The organism is Streptococcus sanguinis (genome assembly GCF_019929145.1).
In the GTDB taxonomy this organism is placed as follows: domain Bacteria; phylum Bacillota; class Bacilli; order Lactobacillales; family Streptococcaceae; genus Streptococcus; species Streptococcus sanguinis_U.
Genome location: NZ_JAHZOW010000002.1, coordinates 277214 through 297069 on the forward strand (window position 1 = coordinate 277214; position 19856 = coordinate 297069).

Here is a 19856-nt window from a genome sequence, read left to right on the forward strand (position 1 = left end):
AAAATGTCAGTTTAAATAAAAGGAGAAATTCATGTTAAAAATAGAACATTTAACAAAAGTATATAGCAATGGTAAAAAGGCTGTGGATGATCTTAGTCTGATGGTGGAGCCTGGAGATATTTATGGCTTCATCGGCGCTAATGGAGCAGGTAAGACATCCACCATTAAGTCCATTGTGGGGATTCATGATTTTGATAAAGGAGAGATTTATATCTGCGGGCACTCTATCAGGAAGGAGCCCTTGCTTTGTAAGAAAAAGATGGCGTTTCTGCCGGATAACCCAGACCTTTATAAAAATCTGACAGCAAGGCAGTTTTTGGATTTTGTAGCAGACATTTATAGGGTTTCTATGGAAAAGAGGCAAGCAGCTATAGAAAAGTATTCTAAAATGTTTGAGCTGGATACGTCTTTGGATCAGTTGATATCGGCTTATTCACATGGAATGAAGCAACGATTGGCACTAATAGCGGCCCTCTTGCATGAGCCAGAATTGTTGATTTTAGATGAACCTTTTGTCGGTTTAGATCCGAAAGGCGCATATTATTTTAAGCAGATCATGAGAGAGCTAGCAAGTCAAGGGCATGCGATTTTCTTTTCTACTCACGTTTTAGAGGTTGCGGAAGAACTCTGCAATAAGGTAGCAATTCTGCAAAAGGGACGTTTGGTGGCTAATGGAAGGACCTCTGAAGTTAAGGGGGCATTCAGTTTGGAACAAGTATTTATGGAGTTACAGGATGATGACTAATATTCTTTTGTTTTTAAAAGTACAATTATACAGCACATTTTCGCTTAATGATTTAAGGAAAGGACGAGGGTTGGGCAAGTATTTTAAGCTTGGCCTGCTCTTCTTGCTTGTTTTTCTATTTTCAGGCTATAACCTTTTGACGGCTTTGAGTTTGGTCAGGTTGGGGCAGGTAAATTTGATTCCAGCCTATATGATTGCCTTGGTTAGTTTTATTATTTTCTTTTTCAGTCTGATGCAGTCAAATGGCATCTTGTTTGACCAAGAGGAACTTGACAGGCTCATCGTATTACCGCTCAGTATTAGGGAAATCGTCTATGAGAAATATGCTTTTCTTTATCTTTTGAACAGTGTGTTTGCCATCCTTCTCATGCTCCCAGCAGGCCTCGTTTGGTTTAGATATGGTGCGTCCTTGTTGGAGTTGCTTTTTTATCTGCTTTTAATGGGATTTGTCCCTCTTTTACCTCTCTGTTTAGCCTCTTTACTTGGCTTGTGCGTTGCCTACATAGCCTCAAAGGCCCCTCATAAAAATCTAGTTGCCTTCCTTTTTTCTCTCCTCTTGCTTTTGGGGCTGGCAACAGGCAGTATATGGGCTATGAGAGCTGGACTGTCAGCGGAAAATGTTGGTCTCTTGCTTACCAAGCAGCTGACTTCTCTCTATCCTCCGGCAAGCTTGTTTTTTAACCCTCAGCATTTTTTGTGGGCTAGCCTTCTGTTGATGCTTATATCTTTTGCGCTGACAGGGCTTTTTCTAAGGTATTTAAGTAGAAATTATTTAAAAATAAATCAGATGATAACAGGGGTGAAGTCAGAAAGCAAAGTCTATAGAAGCCGGCAGAAGTCTCCCTTTATGGCTCTTTATAGGAAAGAAATTTCGAATTTTATGACTTCCTATCTTTATATGCTCAATAGTGGACTGGGAACCATTTTAATCATCGTTTTAGCCATCTCGCTTTGTTTTATGACTCCTGATGTCCTCTTTTCTTCGATTGGACTCAGAGATAGCCGAGAATTTTTACCCCTATTACTGGCTGGCTGTCTCAGTATTTCCAATCCTGCAGCTGTCAGTATTTCCTTGGAGGGGGAAGAGATTTGGCTGCTTCAGACACTCCCGGTTTCTATGAGGCAGATAATGATGGCAAAGCTGGCCTTGACGGTGTCCTTACACTTCACAGCCTTACTGTTGGGTTTACCTGTTCTGGCCTGGCGTTTCTCGCTAGGAGGCTTGCAAGTAGTGGATTTGGTCCTTATTTCACTGGCTTATTCTCTATTTACAGCTCTTCAGGGACTTGTGGTTAATTTTCATTATCCTAAGTTCATCTGGGACAATGAAATGATTGTTATTAAGCAAAGTTTTTCGACTATCTTGTCTGGAGGAATTGGCATCTTGGTTCTTGTGTTCCCTCTTTGCTTATCCTTACTATTTGGTATGGACTTCGAGATTTCGCTGCGAATCTCAGCTCTTGGACTTTTGCTTTTGGCAGCCGTCCTTTATAGGCATTTAATAAAACAAGGATATTTTAAGGAGGTTCATGGCTAATGAAAAAGAAAGATTTATTCGTTTTGTTTATCTTAGCAGTAATCATATTTTTGATTATCTGCCTGCTGCCAGAGCAGGTTCCCATTCATTTTAACAGCGCAGGAAAGGCGGACATTGTTGTCAATCGCTTTTGGTTGATTCTCGGTTTGCCCATTCCCTACTCTCTTTATTGGAAATATTTCCGAAGCAAATCAAAAAGAGGTCACTGACCTCTTTTTGTGTGATATCAATATCTCGTCGGTCCCATAGTCGCGCTCTTGATGTTGAAGCGTTTTTTGAGATAGAAGCGCAGGGCTAGGGTGATAGCGCCGACGATAGCAACTACGACATTGGACAGACGGGGATTGAGGAATTCAGGCAGGAGGCTGGTCAATACGATGGACATGCTCCAGAGGAGAATAGCCGCTGCCATGGTAAGGATGGACTTGAGCAGTTTAGGGCGCTGGCTGCGGTCCTTATCTGGTCCGTAGAAACGGTAGATAAAGTGGTAGAGGGCATAGAAAGAAAGGCCACCGACGATGCTTCCGAGTACGAGAGTCGTCAGTCCATAGACAGATGGCTGAGAGGAAGCCAGATTGACGATAGAGGTCAGAAGGGTAAAGAAACCAAAGATAAAGAGGACAGAGTCCAGCATCATCCATTTAGGATCGTCATTTTCCTTTGGATGCTCGGCATCATAGCGCTCTTTTGCGGTCAAAGAAGCTGCCCAAGTGGTTGGGGCTCCGTAGAGGCCGCGGGCAGTGATTCCCTTGGTTTGATTTTCCAGGATTTCCGGTAGAATACCTTCTAAGATAGTCTGGATTTCCTGATCAGATTTGCCGTCTTGTAGGAGTTGATTAGTCGCGATATGGATAAATTCTTTGTTTTTTTTGCTGAGTTTGTCGAGGGATACTTGTGACATAGGCGTTCTTTCTAAAGGTTAAAATAGTTTTTTGTGCATGAGATAGGCCATGACCGAAGCACTCATGGCAAAGGCGATGAACATGATAATCCAGAAAGCATGTGGTTCGCCGTTGAGAGGCAGTTCGTTATTTTTGAAGTTCATCCCATAGGCCGAGAAAATCATGGTCGGGATAGACATAACGATGGTCACCAGAGCCAAGGCTTTCATGATATTGTTCTGATTATTAGAAATGATAGAGGCGAAGGTCTCTGTCATACTGTGGAGAATGTTGCCGTAGATATCAGCCATCTCAATGGCCTGCTGGGTCTCGATCAAGGTATCTTCCAGCAAGTCCTCGTCTTCCAGATATTTCTTGATATTACTAGTAGAGCTGGTTAGCTTCTTAATCACTCGCTCATTTGTCTTAAGGGAGGCCTTGAAATAGACGATAGTCTTTTCCAACTCCATGAGCTCAATCAGTTCTTCATTTCGCGTGGACTTGTGCAGCTGGCTCTCAATCTGCTCACTCTTGCGGTCAATGGAGCGCAGGGCTGTCAGATATAATTCGGCATTGTGGTAGAGAATCTGAAAGATAAAACGTGACTTCATAAAAGTATAGAAGTTGCGCAGGCGCCGGTGAATGAAGATGTCCAGCAGAGGTAATTTTTCCAAACAAGTGGTGATAATAGCCTCTTCCGTGATGATAATACCAAGGGGAATCGTGACATAGTAAGTCTGGTTATTCCGCTCCTCAGTGATGGGCACATCAACGATGATCAGTGTGTACTCATCCTCGATGGTGACCCGAGACATTTCTTCCGCATCAAGCGGCGCTCGCAGGTCAGTGATGTCAATGCCAAAGGCGTTGGCAATTTCGATTGATTCGCTCTGGGAAGGATTGACAAGATTGATCCAAGAGCCTGATTCGAGCGCATCAATCTCTTTGAATTCTGTCGTAGTTGATAAAAAGACTTGCTTCATGCTCTTTTTCCTTTCCAGAGTGTTTTTTGCATACCGTACTATTATACTACAAATTCGGGCTTTTGGGACAAAAGTTTGCAGAAAAATTTGTTATAATGGAGAAGGTTTATAAGTGAAACGAGGTCAAGATGCAAGATAAAATTGTGATTCATGGAGCGCGAGCTCATAATTTAAAAAATATTGATGTAGAAATTCCGCGGGACAAGCTAGTCGTAGTAACGGGTCTGTCCGGTTCGGGCAAGTCCAGTCTGGCTTTTGACACCCTCTATGCTGAAGGGCAGCGTCGCTATGTGGAGAGTTTGTCGGCCTATGCTCGGCAGTTTTTGGGCAATATGGAAAAGCCAGATGTGGACTCGATTGATGGTCTCAGCCCAGCTATTTCCATCGACCAGAAGACGACCAGTAAAAATCCCCGCTCAACAGTGGGGACAGCTACCGAAATCAATGATTACCTGCGCCTGCTCTATGCTCGTGTTGGGACGCCTTACTGTATCAACGGTCATGGAGCTATTACGGCTTCATCTGTTGAACAGATTGTTGACAAGGTCTTGGAATTGCCAGAGCGTCAGCGGCTGCAGATATTGGCCCCGGTCATCCGCAAGAAAAAGGGCCAGCATAAGACTGTTTTTGATAAGATTCAGAAGGACGGTTATGTCCGTGTGCGCGTGGATGGCGATATTTACGATGTGACGGAAGTACCAGAGCTTTCTAAGAGCAAGCAGCATGATATTGAAGTCGTAGTAGACAGAATTGTTATCAAGGAAGGGGTGCGAAGCCGCCTCTTTGACTCGGTCGAAGCTGCTCTGCGGATTGCTGAGGGTTATGTGGTGATTGACACTATGGACGGTCAAGAACTACTTTTTTCTGAGCATTATGCCTGCCCTGTTTGTGGCTTTACAGTGCCAGAGCTAGAGCCACGTCTCTTCTCTTTCAATGCGCCTTTTGGCTCCTGTCCGGACTGTGATGGTCTGGGGGTTAAGCTGGAGGTGGATCTAGATGTGGTTGTGCCAGAAGCTGGCAAGACCTTACGCGAAGGAGCGCTAGCGCCTTGGAATCCCATCTCCTCCAACTACTATCCACAGATGCTGGAGCAGGCGATGATTGCCTTTGGCATTGATATGGACAAGCCATTTGAGGAGCTGACGGAGGAAGAAAAGCAGCTGATTTTCTTTGGCTCGGATGGGCGGGAGTTCCATTTCCATTATGAAAATGAATTTGGCGGCGTGCGCGATATTGACATTCCTTTTGAGGGGGTTGTCACCAATATCAATCGTCGCTACCATGAAACCAATAGTGATTTTACTCGGACACAGATGCGGGCTTATATGAATGAGCTGACCTGTGCGGCTTGTCATGGTTATCGACTCAGTCCTCAGGCCTTGTCTGTCAAGGTTGGCGGCGAAAACGGCTTGCATATCGGTGAGATTTCAGACTTGTCCATTGCAGATCATCTGCTTCAGTTGGACAAGCTTAGCTTGACTGACAATGAAGCTACGATTGCTCGGCCTATTCTCAAAGAAATTCATGACCGCCTGACCTTCCTTAATAACGTTGGCCTTAATTACCTGACCTTGTCTCGCTCGGCTGGGACTCTATCAGGAGGTGAGAGTCAGCGGATTCGTCTGGCGACTCAGATTGGTTCCAATCTAAGTGGCGTCCTCTATATCCTGGACGAGCCCTCTATTGGCTTGCACCAGCGTGACAATGACCGCCTGATTGCCAGCCTCAAGAAGATGCGCGACCTGGGCAATACCCTCATCGTGGTTGAGCACGATGAGGACACCATGCGGGAGGCTGACTGGCTGATTGATGTGGGACCAGGAGCCGGTGTTTTCGGTGGTGAAATCGTCGCAGCCGGCACCCCTATACAAGTGGCCAAGAGTAAGAAATCTATCACAGGCCAATACCTGTCAGGTAAGCGCGAAATCCCAGTACCATTGGAACGCCGTGTAGGCAATGGCCGCTTTATCGAAGTGACAGGGGCTCAGGAAAATAACTTGCAGAATATCACGGCTAGATTCCCTTTGGGCAAATTCATCGCTGTGACTGGAGTTTCTGGATCCGGTAAGTCAACGCTGGTCAATTCTATCCTTAAAAAGGCCATTGCTCAAAAACTCAACCGCAATTCTGTCAAGCCAGGTAAGTTCAAGAAAATCAGCGGTATTGAGCATGTGGACAGACTGATTGATATCGACCAAAGTCCGATTGGCCGGACACCACGCTCTAATCCGGCTACTTATACTGGAGTCTTTGACGATATTCGCGATCTGTTTGCCAAGACCAATGAAGCTAAGATTCGCGGCTACAAGAAGGGCCGTTTCAGCTTTAACGTCAAGGGTGGCCGCTGTGAGGCTTGCTCGGGTGATGGGATTATCAAGATTGAGATGCACTTCCTGCCTGACGTCTATGTGGCCTGTGAGGTCTGCCACGGCACCCGCTATAATAGCGAGACTCTAGAAGTTCACTACAAGGAGAAGAATATCGCTCAGGTTCTGGACATGACGGTCAATGATGCGGTAGAGTTCTTCCAGCATATTCCCAAGATTGCCCGCAAACTCCAGACTATCAAGGATGTGGGGCTAGGCTATGTGACTCTAGGGCAGCCAGCCACAACCTTGTCAGGTGGTGAAGCCCAGCGGATGAAGCTGGCCAGCGAACTTCACAAGCGCTCGACTGGTAAGTCCTTCTATATCTTGGATGAGCCGACCACGGGTCTGCATTCTGAAGACATTGCCAAGCTCCTTCAAGTGCTATCACGCTTTGTGGACGATGGCAATACAGTACTCGTTATCGAGCACAATCTGGATGTTATCAAGACGGCCGACCATATTATCGACTTAGGACCGGAAGGCGGTGTCGGTGGCGGTACAATTATTGCGACGGGTACACCGGAAGAAGTCGCAGCTAATCCAGCCAGCTATACCGGCCAGTACTTGAAAGGCAAGCTGCACGTAAAATAATTCATCAAATCCCTGTTTGATATTAAAAACAGGGATTTTTCGTGTCGGAGAATGCTGGTCAGATTTAAGTCTTAGGCAAGGCTTATTAAAAAATGTCCTATTTGACTTGTTTTTTGATATAATAAGCTTAGTTATTTCATGGAGGTGGCTCATGTTATCAAGAGTTGAAAAGTTTGAAGCAGCATTGGATCAGACAGAATGCGATGCTGTTTTAGTAACCAATCTGAAAAATATTTACTATTTGACTGGTTTCAGCGGGACAGAAGCGACAGTTTTTATCAGCAAGAATCGTCGGATTTTCCTGACGGATGCACGCTATACGCTGATTGCCAAGGGAGTTGTCCAAGGTTTTGATATTGTAGAAACGCGCGACGCGATTGGAGAGATTGTCAAGATTATTGCGGACGACAAGCTGCAAAAAATCGGTTTTGATGACGAGATTTCCTATGCTTACTTCAAAATGCTGGAAAGTGTCTTCTCGGCCTACGAACTGGTTCCCATGACAGCCTTTATTGAAAATCTGCGCATGATTAAAGATGAGCAAGAAATCGCGACCATTCGCAAGGCCTGTCAGATTTCGGATCAAGCCTTCCTAGATGTGCTGGATTTTATCAAGCCTGGTGAGACGACAGAGCTAGCTGTTATGAACTTTTTAGATGCCCGTATGCGGCAGCTAGGTGCTTCAGGTGCTTCTTTTGACTTTATCATCGCTTCGGGCTACCGCTCTGCTATGCCACATGGCGTGGCTAGTGACAAGGTCATTCAAAAAGGTGAAACCCTGACCATGGACTTTGGCTGCTACTACAATCACTATGTCAGTGATATGACGCGGACTGTTCATGTGGGGCAAGTGACAGATGAAGAGCGGGAAATCTATGATATTGTCCTGCGCAGCAATCAAGCCCTGATAGAATCTGCTAAGGCTGGTCTTAGCCGGATTGATTTTGACCGGATTCCACGGCAGATTATTAACGATGTTGGCTACGGTTCTTACTTTAGCCATGGGATTGGCCACGGTATCGGCCTGGATATACATGAAATTCCTTACTTTGGCAAGTCAGAAGATCCGATTGAGGCGGGCATGGTCCTGACTGATGAGCCAGGTATCTATCTGGATGGCAAATACGGCGTTCGCATCGAAGACGATCTCCTCATCACAGAAACAGGCTGCGAAGTCCTAACTCTTGCGCCGAAAGAGTTGATTGTTATTTGAGAATTATCAGGCTTTATGATAGAATAAGTAGAAATATAATTTTAAAAAGAGGTAATATAGAATGATTGAAGCAAGTAAGCTGAAAGCTGGAATGACCTTCGAAACAGCTGATGGAAAACTCATCCGCGTTTTGGAAGCGAGCCACCACAAGCCAGGTAAGGGAAATACGATTATGCGGATGAAACTGCGCGATGTTCGTACTGGCTCTACCTTCGATACCAGCTACCGTCCAGAAGAAAAATTTGAACAAGCCATTATTGAAACTGTTCCAGCTCAATACTTGTACAAAATGGATGACACTGCTTATTTCATGAATACTGAGACTTACGATCAATATGAAATTCCAGTAGTCAACGTAGAAGAAGAATTGAAATTTATCCTTGAAAACTCTGATGTGAAAATCCAGTTCTACGGAACAGAAGTGATTGGTGTGACAGTACCAACAACAGTTGAATTGGTCGTAACAGATACTCAGCCTTCTATCAAGGGAGCTACTGTTACCGGATCTGGTAAGCCAGCTACACTTGAGACAGGTCTTGTTGTCAACGTACCAGACTTCATCGAAGTTGGACAAAAATTAATCATCAACACTGCAGAAGGAACTTACGTTTCTCGCGCATAATATAGAAGAGGTAATAACTATGGCAGCTGAACAATTAGGTGAAATCGTCATTGCGCCACGTGTTTTGGAAAAAATCATTGCCATTGCAACGGCAAAGGTAGAGGGTGTTTATTCCTTCGCAAATAAGAGTATGTCAGACAGTCTTTCCATGCGCTCACTCGGTCGCGGAGTATCGCTTCATACCGATGAGACAGGTGATGTGACTGTAGACATCTATCTGTATTTGGAATACGGTGTCAGTGTTCCGACTGTTGCAGTAGCGATTCAGAAGGCTGTAAAAAGTGCTGTTTTTGATATGGCTGAGGTAGAGCTGTCAGCGGTCAATATCCATGTGGCAGGTATTGTTCCAGAAAAGGCACCGAAGCCAGACTTGAAAGATCTATTTGATGAGGACTTCCTCAATGACTGATATACTGTTGGAATCCAGAAGAGGTCTGCGCCAGCGGGCTTTTCAGGCCCTGATGAGCCTAGAGTATGAAGGGGATCTTGTAGAAGCTTGCCGTTTTGCCTATTCTTATGATAAGGACGAAGAGGCTGACAAAGCGGCGGAAGCTGATATTCCAGCCTTCTTGCTCAATCTGGTATCTGGTGTGGTCCAGTCCAAGGACGACTTGGACAAGAAAATTGCTCAGCATCTCAAAAAGGGCTGGACAGTAGATCGTCTGACGCTGGTCGAAAAAAATATCCTGCGTCTGGGGATCTTTGAGATTACAGAGTTTGACACCCCACAGTTGGTAGCAGTCAACGAAGCCATTGAGCTTTCCAAGCAATTCTCTGACGAAAAGTCCAGTAAGTTCATTAATGGGATTTTGAGTCAATTTATCGTTGAATAAGTTGAATAAAATGAAGGTCGAGACACTTGTCTTGACTTTTTTTGATTTGTGACATTTAGTTTGTCTCACTTCGTTAGGTGCAAGATAAATAAACCACCCACTATTCGGCAGCGCATCAAGGATTATATCAAAAAACTCCAGACACGATACAATAAAGGTGTTCAAGCCAATTGTAAAGTGAAAGGAGAAAAAAGCGCAAAAGGTACATAGTTTATCACATATAAAGTGGATGCGTTCTATCACATTATTTTACACTTAAGTATAGATTGAAAATCAATATCAAAGTAGTTTAGGTGGAATATTATGTGTTTATAAGGATATTGAAATTATAGAAGGACACTTTATACCGGATCATGTATGTTAATGAGTATCCCATCAAAAATAGGCGTTTCAAATTTTATGGGTTACTTGAAAGGTAAAAGTGCTCTTGCGATATTTTGTAAACATGCCAATCCTAAGTATAAATTTGAGAAAAGGTATTTCTGAGCAGAAAGCTATTACGTGAGTACAGTTGAACTCAACGAAGCCACAATCAAGAAAGATATACAAGAGCAGGAAAAGCACAATATAGCAATGGATAGATTAAGTTTGAAAGAAGGTGAATATCTAAGTAGAGATAGTGGTAAGTAATGCAAACGCCTCTTTGAGAGGCTTGTGACGAGTCAAGAGCAATGAAGCTTGAACAAAGTAAAAGCCAGCATCTTTTGGTGCTGGCTTTTGATATGAGCTAGGCTTATATCCCTGGTACAAACTATCTGTTAGATGAGGTGAATTATTTTGGCGCGATGACTTCTAATCCACCCATATATGGACGCAGAACCTCTGGGATAGTTACAGAACCATCTTCGTTTTGGTAATTCTCTAAGATAGCTGCTACTGTACGTCCGACAGCCAGTCCAGAACCGTTGAGAGTATGAAGGAGTTTGACCTTGCCATCTGCTTCGTCACGGTAGCGGATTTGAGCTCGACGAGCTTGGAAATCTTCTGTGTTAGAGCAGCTAGAGATTTCACGGTAGGTGTTTTGTGCTGGAATCCAGACTTCCAAGTCGTAGGTCTTAGCAGCTGAGAAGCCCATATCTCCAGTACAGAGTGCTACAACGCGGTAAGGCAGATTCAGCTTTTGCAGGATGTTTTCAGCGTTGGCAGTCATCTTTTCTAGCTCTTCATATGATTCTTCTGGCTTGGCAAATTTCACCATTTCAACCTTGTGGAACTGGTGCAGACGGATGAGACCGCGCGTGTCACGACCGGCAGAACCAGCTTCAGAGCGGAATGATGGACTCATAGCTGTGAAGTAGATTGGCAATTCTTTGCCGTCCAAAATTTCATCTCGGTAGTAGTTGGTCAGCGGAACTTCAGCAGTCGGAATCAGAACGAAGTTGGTATCGCTTAGCTCAAACGTATCTTCTTTGAACTTAGGATATTGCCCAGTCCCAAACATGGAATCGTGGTTTACCATATAAGGAGTGATGACTTCGGTGTAGCCTTCTTTGCCATGCTCATCCAGCATGAAGTTGTAGATAGCACGCTCTAATCGAGCTCCCAGCCCCTTATAGAAGAGGAAACGAGCACCAGTAACTTTTGCCCCACGTTCCCAGTCTAAGATGTCCAAATCCTCACCTAAATCCCAGTGAGCCTTAGCCTCAAAGTCAAATTGGCGCGGTGTACCCCAGCGACGAACTTCAATGTTTTCGTCCTCGTCTGCTCCTACAGGAACACTATCATGTGGAATATTAGGCAATGTGGTGGTGAACTCGGTCAATTTAGCGTCTAGCTCAGCCAAGCTTGCGTCCAAGCTCTTGACTTCAGCAGAGAGTTTTTGCATGGCAGCAATCTTATCATCTGCATTTTCTTTGTTGCGTTTAGCTTGAGCAATTTCAGCAGAAACAGTATTGCGCTCTGCCTTGAGCTCTTCTACCTTTACCAATAAATCCCGACGTTCTTTGTCAATGGTTTTCATTTGGTTAAGGGTAGCTGCGTCAACACCTCGCGTAGCCAATTTTTCAGCTACAGAATCAAAATCTGTACGGATACGTTTTAAATCTAACATAGGTACCTCCAAAAATAAAAGCACTTTATGAAACTGTTGGAGCGGCATAGCCGCGGTTCCATCCAACTTCACAAAAGTGCACTTGCTTAATTATTCATTTTTAAACTAACGGTAGAATTTCCTATTTTCTTCTTATCTGCTCACAGCCACCGCAGACTTTCTGAAAAGTGCCCAATAGTACTTATCCGTTTCGACTATTATACAGGATTTTCCGGAAAATGTAAATCCCAGGATAGGAAAAATCTTGACAGAAAAAGATAACTATGTTATCTTTGAATAAAGGTAACATAGTTATCTGAAGGAGTTCTTATGGTAAAACAAACAACACGCGACCGTATGATTGAGAAGGCAAGCCAGCTTATCAGAGAGTATGGCTATCAGAATATCCCCTTGAGAAAACTGGCATCTCTGCTGGGGGTTACGACTGGTGCTTTTTACAAGGCTTTTGAGAATAAGGAGGAACTTTACTATCAGGTCTGTCTTTTGGAAAACCAGAGGCAGATTAAACGTTTAGAGGAACAGTATTTATACGGAGTGTCTAATCCTTTGGATTGCATTTGGCAGATAGGACTCTTTCTTTTATCAGAATATGAGACCAACAGTCGGATGATGGATTTTCTCTTTTTCAGTCCTGTGGCGATAGAGGCTTACCGGAAAGGTGAGCTTCTGGAAATCGGGAATAAGACAGTGGTTTATCTGGATCAGCTGCCTATTGAGAGTCAGAAAGAGAAAAAGATTCTTTTGCTCAAGCTGGACACCTTCATCACAGGCTATGGGCATTTTATTGCCAAAGGTTTGGAACCTTTTGATGAGGAAGTCTATCGCTCAATGTTCAATGATTTACTAGGAGGTTACAAATATGAGTAAAAATCTCATTGTTTATGCACATCCCTATGATAAAAGCTTTAACTATGCTATTTTAGAGCAGGTTCAGGACTTGTTGAAGAAGAAAGGTCAGACCTATGAACTGATTGATCTCTATGAGGATGGTTTTAACCCTGTCTATACCAAGGAAGAGCTAGCGCTTTTTAATAAAGGGCAGGCACTAGACCCACTGGTTTTAAAATATCAGGAAGCTCTTGCGTCCTGTGACCGCCTTATCATGATTTTTCCTATCTGGTGGGCGGATATGCCAGCTATTGTCAAGGGCTTTGAAGATAAGGTCTTTTTGAAAAATAAGATTTACGAGGAGACGAAGACTCGCCAGTTAGTTGGTCGTTTGACCAATATTAAAGAGGTATTGGCTATTACTACCTCTGCAGCACCGACCTTCTATCTTAAGTATTTCTGTGGTGATGTCGTCAAGAAAGCCATGTTGGGCCATACCTTTAAGTCTATCGGTGCTAGACAGCGCAGTTGGTTGAATTTCGGGAATATTTCTCAGTCTACAGCTGAAAAACGTCAAGCTTTTTTAGAAAAACTAGCAGAAAAGATTTGAAGAGGTAGTTATCATGATTCGTTTTAGAAGAGCAGATGAAAGGGATCTTGCTGCTGCAGTCTCAGTTTTAACTGCTGCTTTTGCTGAGCATGAGGTCTATAGAGAAAAATTCCGCCCTCTCTTTGGCAGCAGCCAGTCTTATATTGATTTTCTAAATAGATTGCATGCAGTTATGGTTAAGGCAGCGATGCGTCATCATATTTGTCTGCTTGCTGAAGTGGACGGGTGTCTTATGGCGGTCGCTACCATTCATAAGCTCGGTAATCATCCTGTTGGTATGCTTTCCTTTTTGCGGGCAGGAGCATGGAGGATGTGGCAATATATTCCCCAGCTTTTAGCCTTTCAAAAAGTCTTTGGGGAGGGCAGTAAAGAAGCTAAAAAAAGGGGTATTTCAACTCTTTATCTTGAATTGCTGGGTGTGCTGCCTGATTATCAAGGACAGGGAGTTGGCGGTCTTTTTATCTCAAAGGGACTTGAATTGCTTGCAAAAGAAGAAAAATGCCAGCGGCTTACTTTGATTACTCATACAGAAAGCAACTGTCGTTTTTACAAAAAGAACGGATTTAAGCAGCTAGATGTCCGTGATGTTGAAGGTGTCAAGACATGGACTTTCGAGAAAAAATTAGCTGATATTTATCCTTTTTGAAGATCTAATGATGCGGTCTTGCATTGATAATATCAGCTTACCCCACCCCATCATTTCAAGGGACTGAAATAGTGCATTCTCAAACCTGTTTCACTTTTCAATTTTTTGTGCTAGCTCCATTTTGGTGTTACAAGCAGCTTTTGTCTTAGTCGAAAATATAAAAAATAAGGTTGAAACTTTTTCAACCCTATTTTTTCTTCTTAAAGATTCCAGCAATTTTTTGTAACAGAGTCGGCAATCTAACGACCTTGTCGTTGCCGATATGTTCTCGCGCGATTTTGAGAATCTTACCAGAGTCTTTGGAGGCAAAGAGAAACTTTCCCTTGTCAGTCCAGATTTCAAAGTGGCGGCTGACTTTCTTGCCAGAAACATTAGCACCGATAGCAGTGATGCTAGTCCAAGGAAGCTGAATATAATCTTCTACATTGGCATCAGCATAAAACTCCAGAGCTGTCTCGCCGATTAGAAATTTCCCAACCTTTCCGCCTAATCCAAGATAGGAAACGCCAGTGGTATTAAACTCAACTGTTTTGTTTTGTGACTGTGCCATAGAGTAACTCCCTTTTAAATAATATAGCTATTATACCACAATAAAAAGAAGGCCGAAACCTTCTTTTTGATTACATCAAACCAGCAACGTGAGCTAGTACACCAACTACAAAGAGAGCGATGATGATAGTGATAGGGGATACTTTCTTCTTAAGCAACCACATACAAGCGAAAGTTAGAAGTAGTCCCATCAAACCAGGAATCAAGGAATCCAAGTTTTGTTGGAAAGTTGTAACTTTTTCAGGGGTTTGAGATAGTCCTTGACCTACTTGAGCAAAGGCTTCTTGGATACCCTTATAGCCACTAGACAATTTGTCCCAATGGATATATGCTTTATCATCTAGCTTAACAGATGAAACGTTAAAGACAAACTTAATAGATACCCAGCGCTCAACCAGAACAGCCAAGATAAACATACCTAGGATTGAAGCACCTTTGGTAATGTCTTGGAGGATACCACCAGACATGTCTTTAGTGATTTCAGAACCAGCCTTGTAGCCCAATTCTTGTGTGTACCAGAGGAAAGCCATCCGGATAGCATTCCAAGCTAAAAAGAAGATAAGTGGACCAATGATATTTCCAGTCAAAGCAAGAGATGCCCCAAGTGCTCCAAGGATAGGACGAACTGTGAACCAGAAGACAGGGTCTCCGATACCAGCCAGAGGTCCCATCATACCGATTTTAACCCCTTGGATAGCCGCATCGTCAATTGCTGCACCATTTGCTTTCTCTTCTTCAAGGGCAAGTGTAACTCCGATGATTGGAGCTGCTACATATGGGTGAGTGTTGAAGAATTCCAAGTGACGCTCAAGAGCAGCGGCTTGATCTTCTTTTTTAGTATAAAGCTTCTTAATAGCTGGAATCAGTGAATAAGCCCAGCCCAAGTTTTGCATACGTTCGTAGTTCCAAGAACCTTGCAAGAAAGTAGAACGCCACCAAACTTTTTGACGGTCAGCCTTTGAAAGAGTCAATTTTCCTGACTCATCAGGTTTTACAGTATTTAATTCTGTCATGATAGTGTGTCTCCTTTCTTAGTAGTCTTCTAGGATGTCGCCGATTGGATCGTTAGATGAAGCTGTTGCTCCGCCGCCACCGTTTCCGCCTTTTTTAGACAGAGCTAGGTAGATGAGGGCAATAGCGACACCAATTGCACCGAGGGCAATCAGAGTGAGTTCGCTGACAGCAGCTAAAGCAAAACCAATAGCGAAGAATGGCCATACTTCACGAGTTGCCATCATGTTGATAACCATGGCATAACCAACGGCTACGACCATACCACCACCGATTTGCATACCTTCTGATAGCCAAGCTGGCATAGCTTCAAGAGCAGATTTAACAGACTCAGCAGGAATCATCAAAAGAAGTGCTGCAGGGATAGCAATACGTGCTCCTTGCATGAAAAGAGCGATAAAGTGAGCGCGTTCAACTCCTTTAATGTCTCCTTTTTTCGCAGCAGCATCTGCACCGTGAACCAAACCGACTGACAAAGTACGGACAATCATAGTCAAGAAGAGACCAGCAACAGCAAGTGGAATAGCAACACCTTGTGCTACAGCGATTCCTTTGCTTGAGAAGTCTCCACCCAGTACCATGATGATGGCAGCGGCAACAGAAGCGAGGGCAGCATCAGGTGCTACAGCAGCTCCGATATTAGCCCAGCCAAGAGCGATCAGCTGGAGAGAGCCACCCAGCATAACACCAGCAGCCAAATTACCAGTTACCAGTCCAATTAAGGTACAAGCAACCAGCGGTTGGTGGAATTGGAATTGGTCCAAGATACCTTCTAGACCGGCTAAGAAGGCAACAAAGACTACTAAAACCATAGAAATAATAGACATGTTCTAAATCCTTTCGTAAATTAATTGAAGCAAAACGTTTGATTCTACTGCACGTTGGCTTTCTTAATCAAATCAAACAAATCTTTTTTAGAGTCATTTGGTACTTTACGTACATCGAATTCAACGCCAAGGTCGCGCAGCTTTTCATAAGTAGCAACGTCTTCCTTATCCATTGACAGTACGTTGTTGACCATTGTTTTACCAGTTGAGTGAGCCATAGAACCGACATTAAGGGTCTTGATTGGCACACCGCCTTCAATAGCACGGAGGGCATCTTGAGGAGTTTCAAATAGAATCAAGGCATGTGTGTTGCCAAAGCGAGGATCTTTTGAAACAGCAATCAATTTGTCGATTGGGACAACATTGGCTTTGACATTACCTGGTGCAGCTTGCTTAATCAATTCTTTACGAAGTTCATCTTGAGCTACTGAGTCAGAAGCAACGATAATACGATCTGCTTTTGAATCTGGCGTCCAAGCTGTTGCTACCTGACCGTGCAGCAAACGTGTGTCGATCCGGGCAAGGTTGATTTTGAGCTTGCCGTCACCGATTACAGTCCCTTCAGGGATTGCTGCTTGGGCAACTGGAGCAGCCGCAGCAGGAACATTTGCTTCTTCAGCAGCAGGGTTCAGCTCTTCAGGCAGAGCTTTGACTCCTTCCTTGGCTTCTTTGATAATGTTAGCAACAACAGCTTCAACGCCGGCGTTGGCATCCATCATCCTTTCTGTATAAGCTTGAATCAGCATAGGCAGGTTCAAGCCTGTAATGATAGCGAACTTGCGGTCTGGATTTTCACCCATGACACGGCTAGCTTGGTTGAATGGAGAGCCACTCCAAAGGTCAGCCAAGACCAACACTTCATCGTCCGCATCAAACGAAGCCACAGCGTTATTGAACTTTGCATAGAGATCATCTGGTCCTTCGTTGGGCATGAAAGTTACAACTTGTACTTTTTCCTGCTCACCGAAAATCATAGAACCTGATTGATGAATACCAGCAGCAAATTCACCGTGGCTAGCAATAATGATTCCGATACTCATTATTGACATTCCTCCTTATAAAATGTTTGACTTAAGTTTTAAGAAAACTTTAAGGCAAGTTTATTATAAAACGTTTTCATGAAAAATGCAAGCGTTTGTTCCTAAAAACGACTTTTTCTTTCAAAAATGTCAGTATTCACTGAATGCCTGATAAATATAGGTATAAGCAAACCTTAGCTATAGAAATGTTTTAATAAATTAGGAAAACAGAGAATATAACAGGTTAACATATGAAAAATGTTGAAATAATATGAAAGAGACTTTTGAAATGAAAGAAAAGAATCGTGTTTGAGAAAGTGTTTGTTTATCAAAAAAGAAAGAGGAGGACCAAAGACAAGAATTCGCATCTTATGTCTTTAGCCTCCATCTATAATGGCAAAAGTTTCTAATAATATTAAGTCTGTCCATCATATGTTTTCAAGAGCTTGGTAAATGTTGGAACTGGCATGCTTTAAAGTATTAGTGTGTGAAGTCAAGGACCATACGTCCCTGAATAGTACCCGCTTCCATTTCGTCAAAGACATCCACAGCATCTGAAACAGGGCGTTTTTGAACGACAGGAACAACTAATCCTTCAGCACCAAACTGGAAGGCTTCTTCCAAGTCCTTGCGTGTACCAACGAGGGAACCAATGACTTGGATACCATCTAAAACAGTTTTGACAATGCTGAGGTCCATCATTTCAGATGGCAATCCAACGGCAACTACCCGACCGCCAGCACGAACAGAGTCAACAGCTTGGTTGAAGGCAACTTTAGAAACGGCTGTTACTACGGCAGAATGCGCACCGCCAGTTTTTTCTTGGATAAGAGCAGCGACATCTTCAACTTCATGGCCGTTGATGACGATATCAGCACCGACTTCTTTGGCCAGAGCGAGCTTATCATTGTTGATATCAACAGCGACAACATGGGCATTAAAGACTTTCTTGGCATATTGAACCGCTAGGTTACCTAATCCACCTGCTCCAAAGATAACTGTCCATTGCCCTGGCTGCAGCTGGGCCTCTTTGATAGCCTTGTAGGTCGTTACGCCGGCACAAGTGATAGAAGAAGCTTGGGCAGGATCCAGTCCTTCAGGAACTTTGACAGCATAATCGGCTGTTACGATACATTGCTCTGCCATCCCACCGTCAACAGAGTAACCAGCATTTTTTACTGTACGGCAAAGGGTTTCGCGACCAGTTGTACAGTATTCACAAGTGCCGCAGCCTTCAAAGAACCAAGCGACACTGACGCGGTCTCCGACCTTGAGACTTTTTACGTCTGGAGCGATTTCTTTGACAATACCGATACCTTCATGCCCAAGAACGCGACCCGGTACCTTACCAAAGTCACCATGCGCGACGTGTAAATCAGTATGGCAGACACCGCAGTATTCAATGTCAACGAGAGCTTCCCCTGTTTCAAGAGGACGAAGTTCCTTATTTTCGATGAGTTGGACATTGGTTCCTTCTGGATTTACAACAACTGCTTTCATAAGTAATTTCCTCCTGTTATTTAGCTTTTGATTATGTTAATTATATCACAAACTCAAACAAATAGGAAACGTTTACAATTTCAAGTAAAAGTAACCTTTAAAACTATGATACTGCGGATAAGCTTCTATTTTTAAAGCTTTTGAGCATGATTGAGGTCGAGAGAAGACAAATAAGAAAAGACAAACTCTCAAACAGAGTTTGCCTAATTGTCTACTTTTATAAAAAGAGTTTGTTTAGCTCGTGGGCGACGCCATCTTGGTCGTTAGTCAAAGACAACTGCTGGTCGGCGTATGGCAGCAGGTCAGTATTGGCATTTTTCATGGCATAGCCAGTGCCAGCAAAGGACAGCATCTCAGTATCGTTTTGCTCATCGCCAAAGGCAATCAGATTTTTGCGATCCACATTGAGAACATTAAGCAGGTACTGAAGGGCGAAGGCTTTGTTGACCCCTTTGGGAGCACATTCGAGAATGTTGAGCGGCCCGCCCCAAGAGTTGATAGCAAGTTCATGCTGGTAAAAAGCATTCATTTCCTCTGCCAGAGCATATTTGTCAGCTGCTCTCGTTTGCAGGAGAATGGCGTTAGGATTCTCCGTTACTAAGTTGGCTTGAAACTGGTTTTCTGGCTTGAAAGCATCGATGCCAAAGAGCTTAGGATCAGCGATTTCTTCATTGGGATTGGTGATATAAAATTTATTGCGGTATTCGCCAGCAATGAAATCCGCTTCAATCTCATCCTTGCGCTTAACCATATCCAGCAGAAAGGACTTATCCAGCGTCAGCGATTTTTCAAAGTCCCATTTCTTTTCTGGAATGTGAGTCAGAGAGCCATTGAAGTTGATCATGGGCGTATTGAGCTCTAATTCTTTATAATATTTCAAAGCCATGCGGTAGGGGCGTCCTGTTGTGATAATGACCTTGTGACCCTTTTGGGAAATTTTTTTGATGGTTTCTTTGGTGAAGTCAGACAGATTGCTGTTAGAATCCAGCAAGGTTCCGTCTAAGTCCACAGCGATTACTTTTTTTGTCATGTGAGTCTCTTT

20 protein-coding genes and 1 pseudogene are annotated in these 19856 nt (G+C 43.6%); 12 read left to right on the forward strand and 9 right to left on the reverse strand.

What is annotated here, in order from left to right:
* Nucleotides 1–31: 31 nt before the first annotated feature.
* From K1I94_RS07070 to K1I94_RS07080, 3 genes are read left to right on the forward strand one after another with little or no spacing between them, the layout of a single operon-like run.
* Nucleotides 32–745: an ABC transporter ATP-binding protein gene (locus tag K1I94_RS07070; RefSeq protein WP_223314883.1), complete on the forward strand. Its 714-nt coding sequence runs from the start codon at nt 32–34 to the stop codon at nt 743–745.
* Nucleotides 672–2282, forward strand: coding sequence for an ABC transporter permease (locus K1I94_RS07075; RefSeq protein ID WP_223314884.1), 1611 nt, complete (start codon nt 672–674; stop codon nt 2280–2282). Before K1I94_RS07070 ends, K1I94_RS07075 begins: the two co-directional genes overlap by 74 nt.
* Entirely contained in the window at nt 2282–2491 is a 210-nt protein-coding gene (locus K1I94_RS07080; protein WP_002926655.1) for a DUF1648 domain-containing protein, read from the forward strand. The genes K1I94_RS07075 and K1I94_RS07080 overlap by 1 nt, the downstream gene beginning before the upstream one ends.
* Nucleotides 2492–2508: 17 nt before the next feature.
* Here K1I94_RS07080 and K1I94_RS07085 read toward each other — a convergent pair whose 3' ends face one another.
* A complete protein-coding gene (locus tag K1I94_RS07085) occupies nt 2509–3183 on the reverse strand; it encodes a DUF1129 domain-containing protein (protein ID WP_002901378.1) in 675 nt (224 codons plus the stop codon).
* An 18-nt stretch (nt 3184–3201) separates the two neighbouring features.
* Nucleotides 3202–4146 carry a magnesium transporter CorA family protein gene (locus K1I94_RS07090; protein ID WP_002926651.1) on the reverse strand — a complete coding sequence of 315 codons (945 nt, stop codon included), beginning with the start codon at nt 4144–4146 and terminating at the stop codon, nt 3202–3204.
* Nucleotides 4147–4274: 128 nt separating this feature from the next.
* On the opposite strand from K1I94_RS07090, the gene uvrA reads away from it, so the two are divergent.
* From uvrA to K1I94_RS07120, 6 genes and pseudogenes are all read left to right on the forward strand, one after another.
* On the forward strand, nt 4275–7106 hold the full coding sequence (gene uvrA / locus K1I94_RS07095; protein ID WP_223314885.1) for an excinuclease ABC subunit UvrA: 2832 nt from the start codon (nt 4275–4277) through the stop codon (nt 7104–7106).
* A gap of 151 nt (nt 7107–7257) precedes the next feature.
* Nucleotides 7258–8319, forward strand: a complete 1062-nt coding sequence (locus tag K1I94_RS07100; RefSeq protein ID WP_223314886.1) for a M24 family metallopeptidase — start codon at nt 7258–7260, stop codon at nt 8317–8319.
* Between the two features lie 61 nt (nt 8320–8380).
* Nucleotides 8381–8941, forward strand: coding sequence for an elongation factor P (gene efp, locus K1I94_RS07105; protein WP_002910568.1), 561 nt, complete (start codon nt 8381–8383; stop codon nt 8939–8941).
* 19 nt (nt 8942–8960) lie between these two features.
* The gene (locus tag K1I94_RS07110) at nt 8961–9350 is read left to right on the forward strand and encodes an Asp23/Gls24 family envelope stress response protein (protein ID WP_002896484.1); all 390 of its coding nucleotides are present in this window, start codon (nt 8961–8963) and stop codon (nt 9348–9350) included.
* Nucleotides 9343–9774: a transcription antitermination factor NusB gene (gene nusB / locus K1I94_RS07115; RefSeq protein WP_002915907.1), complete on the forward strand. Its 432-nt coding sequence runs from the start codon at nt 9343–9345 to the stop codon at nt 9772–9774. The genes K1I94_RS07110 and nusB overlap by 8 nt, the downstream gene beginning before the upstream one ends.
* Before the next feature lie 220 nt (nt 9775–9994).
* Nucleotides 9995–10404 (forward strand): annotated as a pseudogene (locus K1I94_RS07120) (transposase).
* Between the two features lie 142 nt (nt 10405–10546).
* Here the strand turns inward: K1I94_RS07120 and serS are convergent.
* A complete protein-coding gene (gene serS, locus K1I94_RS07125; protein ID WP_223314887.1) occupies nt 10547–11824 on the reverse strand; it encodes a serine--tRNA ligase in 1278 nt (425 codons plus the stop codon).
* A 309-nt stretch (nt 11825–12133) separates the two neighbouring features.
* Between serS and K1I94_RS07130 the strand changes: the two genes are divergently transcribed.
* The 3 genes from K1I94_RS07130 to K1I94_RS07140 are packed head-to-tail and all read left to right on the forward strand — an operon-like array spanning nt 12134 to nt 13908.
* A complete protein-coding gene (locus K1I94_RS07130; RefSeq protein WP_223314888.1) occupies nt 12134–12691 on the forward strand; it encodes a TetR/AcrR family transcriptional regulator in 558 nt (185 codons plus the stop codon).
* Nucleotides 12684–13262: an NAD(P)H-dependent oxidoreductase gene (locus tag K1I94_RS07135; RefSeq protein ID WP_223314889.1), complete on the forward strand. Its 579-nt coding sequence runs from the start codon at nt 12684–12686 to the stop codon at nt 13260–13262. Before K1I94_RS07130 ends, K1I94_RS07135 begins: the two co-directional genes overlap by 8 nt.
* 13 nt (nt 13263–13275) lie before the next feature.
* A complete protein-coding gene (locus K1I94_RS07140) occupies nt 13276–13908 on the forward strand; it encodes a GNAT family N-acetyltransferase (protein ID WP_223314890.1) in 633 nt (210 codons plus the stop codon).
* A 187-nt stretch (nt 13909–14095) separates the two neighbouring features.
* Here the strand turns inward: K1I94_RS07140 and K1I94_RS07145 are convergent, their stop codons facing one another.
* From K1I94_RS07145 to K1I94_RS07170, 6 genes are all read right to left on the reverse strand, one after another.
* Nucleotides 14096–14458 carry a DUF956 family protein gene (locus tag K1I94_RS07145; protein WP_002908911.1) on the reverse strand — a complete coding sequence of 121 codons (363 nt, stop codon included), beginning with the start codon at nt 14456–14458 and terminating at the stop codon, nt 14096–14098.
* A 70-nt stretch (nt 14459–14528) separates the two neighbouring features.
* Nucleotides 14529–15470 carry a PTS system mannose/fructose/sorbose family transporter subunit IID gene (locus tag K1I94_RS07150; RefSeq protein ID WP_002893579.1) on the reverse strand — a complete coding sequence of 314 codons (942 nt, stop codon included), beginning with the start codon at nt 15468–15470 and terminating at the stop codon, nt 14529–14531.
* Between the two features lie 18 nt (nt 15471–15488).
* Entirely contained in the window at nt 15489–16295 is an 807-nt protein-coding gene (locus K1I94_RS07155; protein WP_002893578.1) for a PTS mannose/fructose/sorbose transporter subunit IIC, read from the reverse strand.
* Nucleotides 16296–16339: 44 nt separating this feature from the next.
* Nucleotides 16340–17335 carry a PTS sugar transporter subunit IIB gene (locus K1I94_RS07160; RefSeq protein WP_223314891.1) on the reverse strand — a complete coding sequence of 332 codons (996 nt, stop codon included), beginning with the start codon at nt 17333–17335 and terminating at the stop codon, nt 16340–16342.
* Nucleotides 17336–17794: 459 nt separating this feature from the next.
* Nucleotides 17795–18814, reverse strand: a complete 1020-nt coding sequence (gene adhP / locus K1I94_RS07165; protein WP_223314892.1) for an alcohol dehydrogenase AdhP — start codon at nt 18812–18814, stop codon at nt 17795–17797.
* Between the two features lie 217 nt (nt 18815–19031).
* Nucleotides 19032–19844 (reverse strand): Cof-type HAD-IIB family hydrolase, encoded by an 813-nt coding sequence (locus K1I94_RS07170; RefSeq protein WP_011837443.1) that lies wholly within the window; start codon nt 19842–19844, stop codon nt 19032–19034.
* Nucleotides 19845–19856 lie beyond the last annotated feature (12 nt).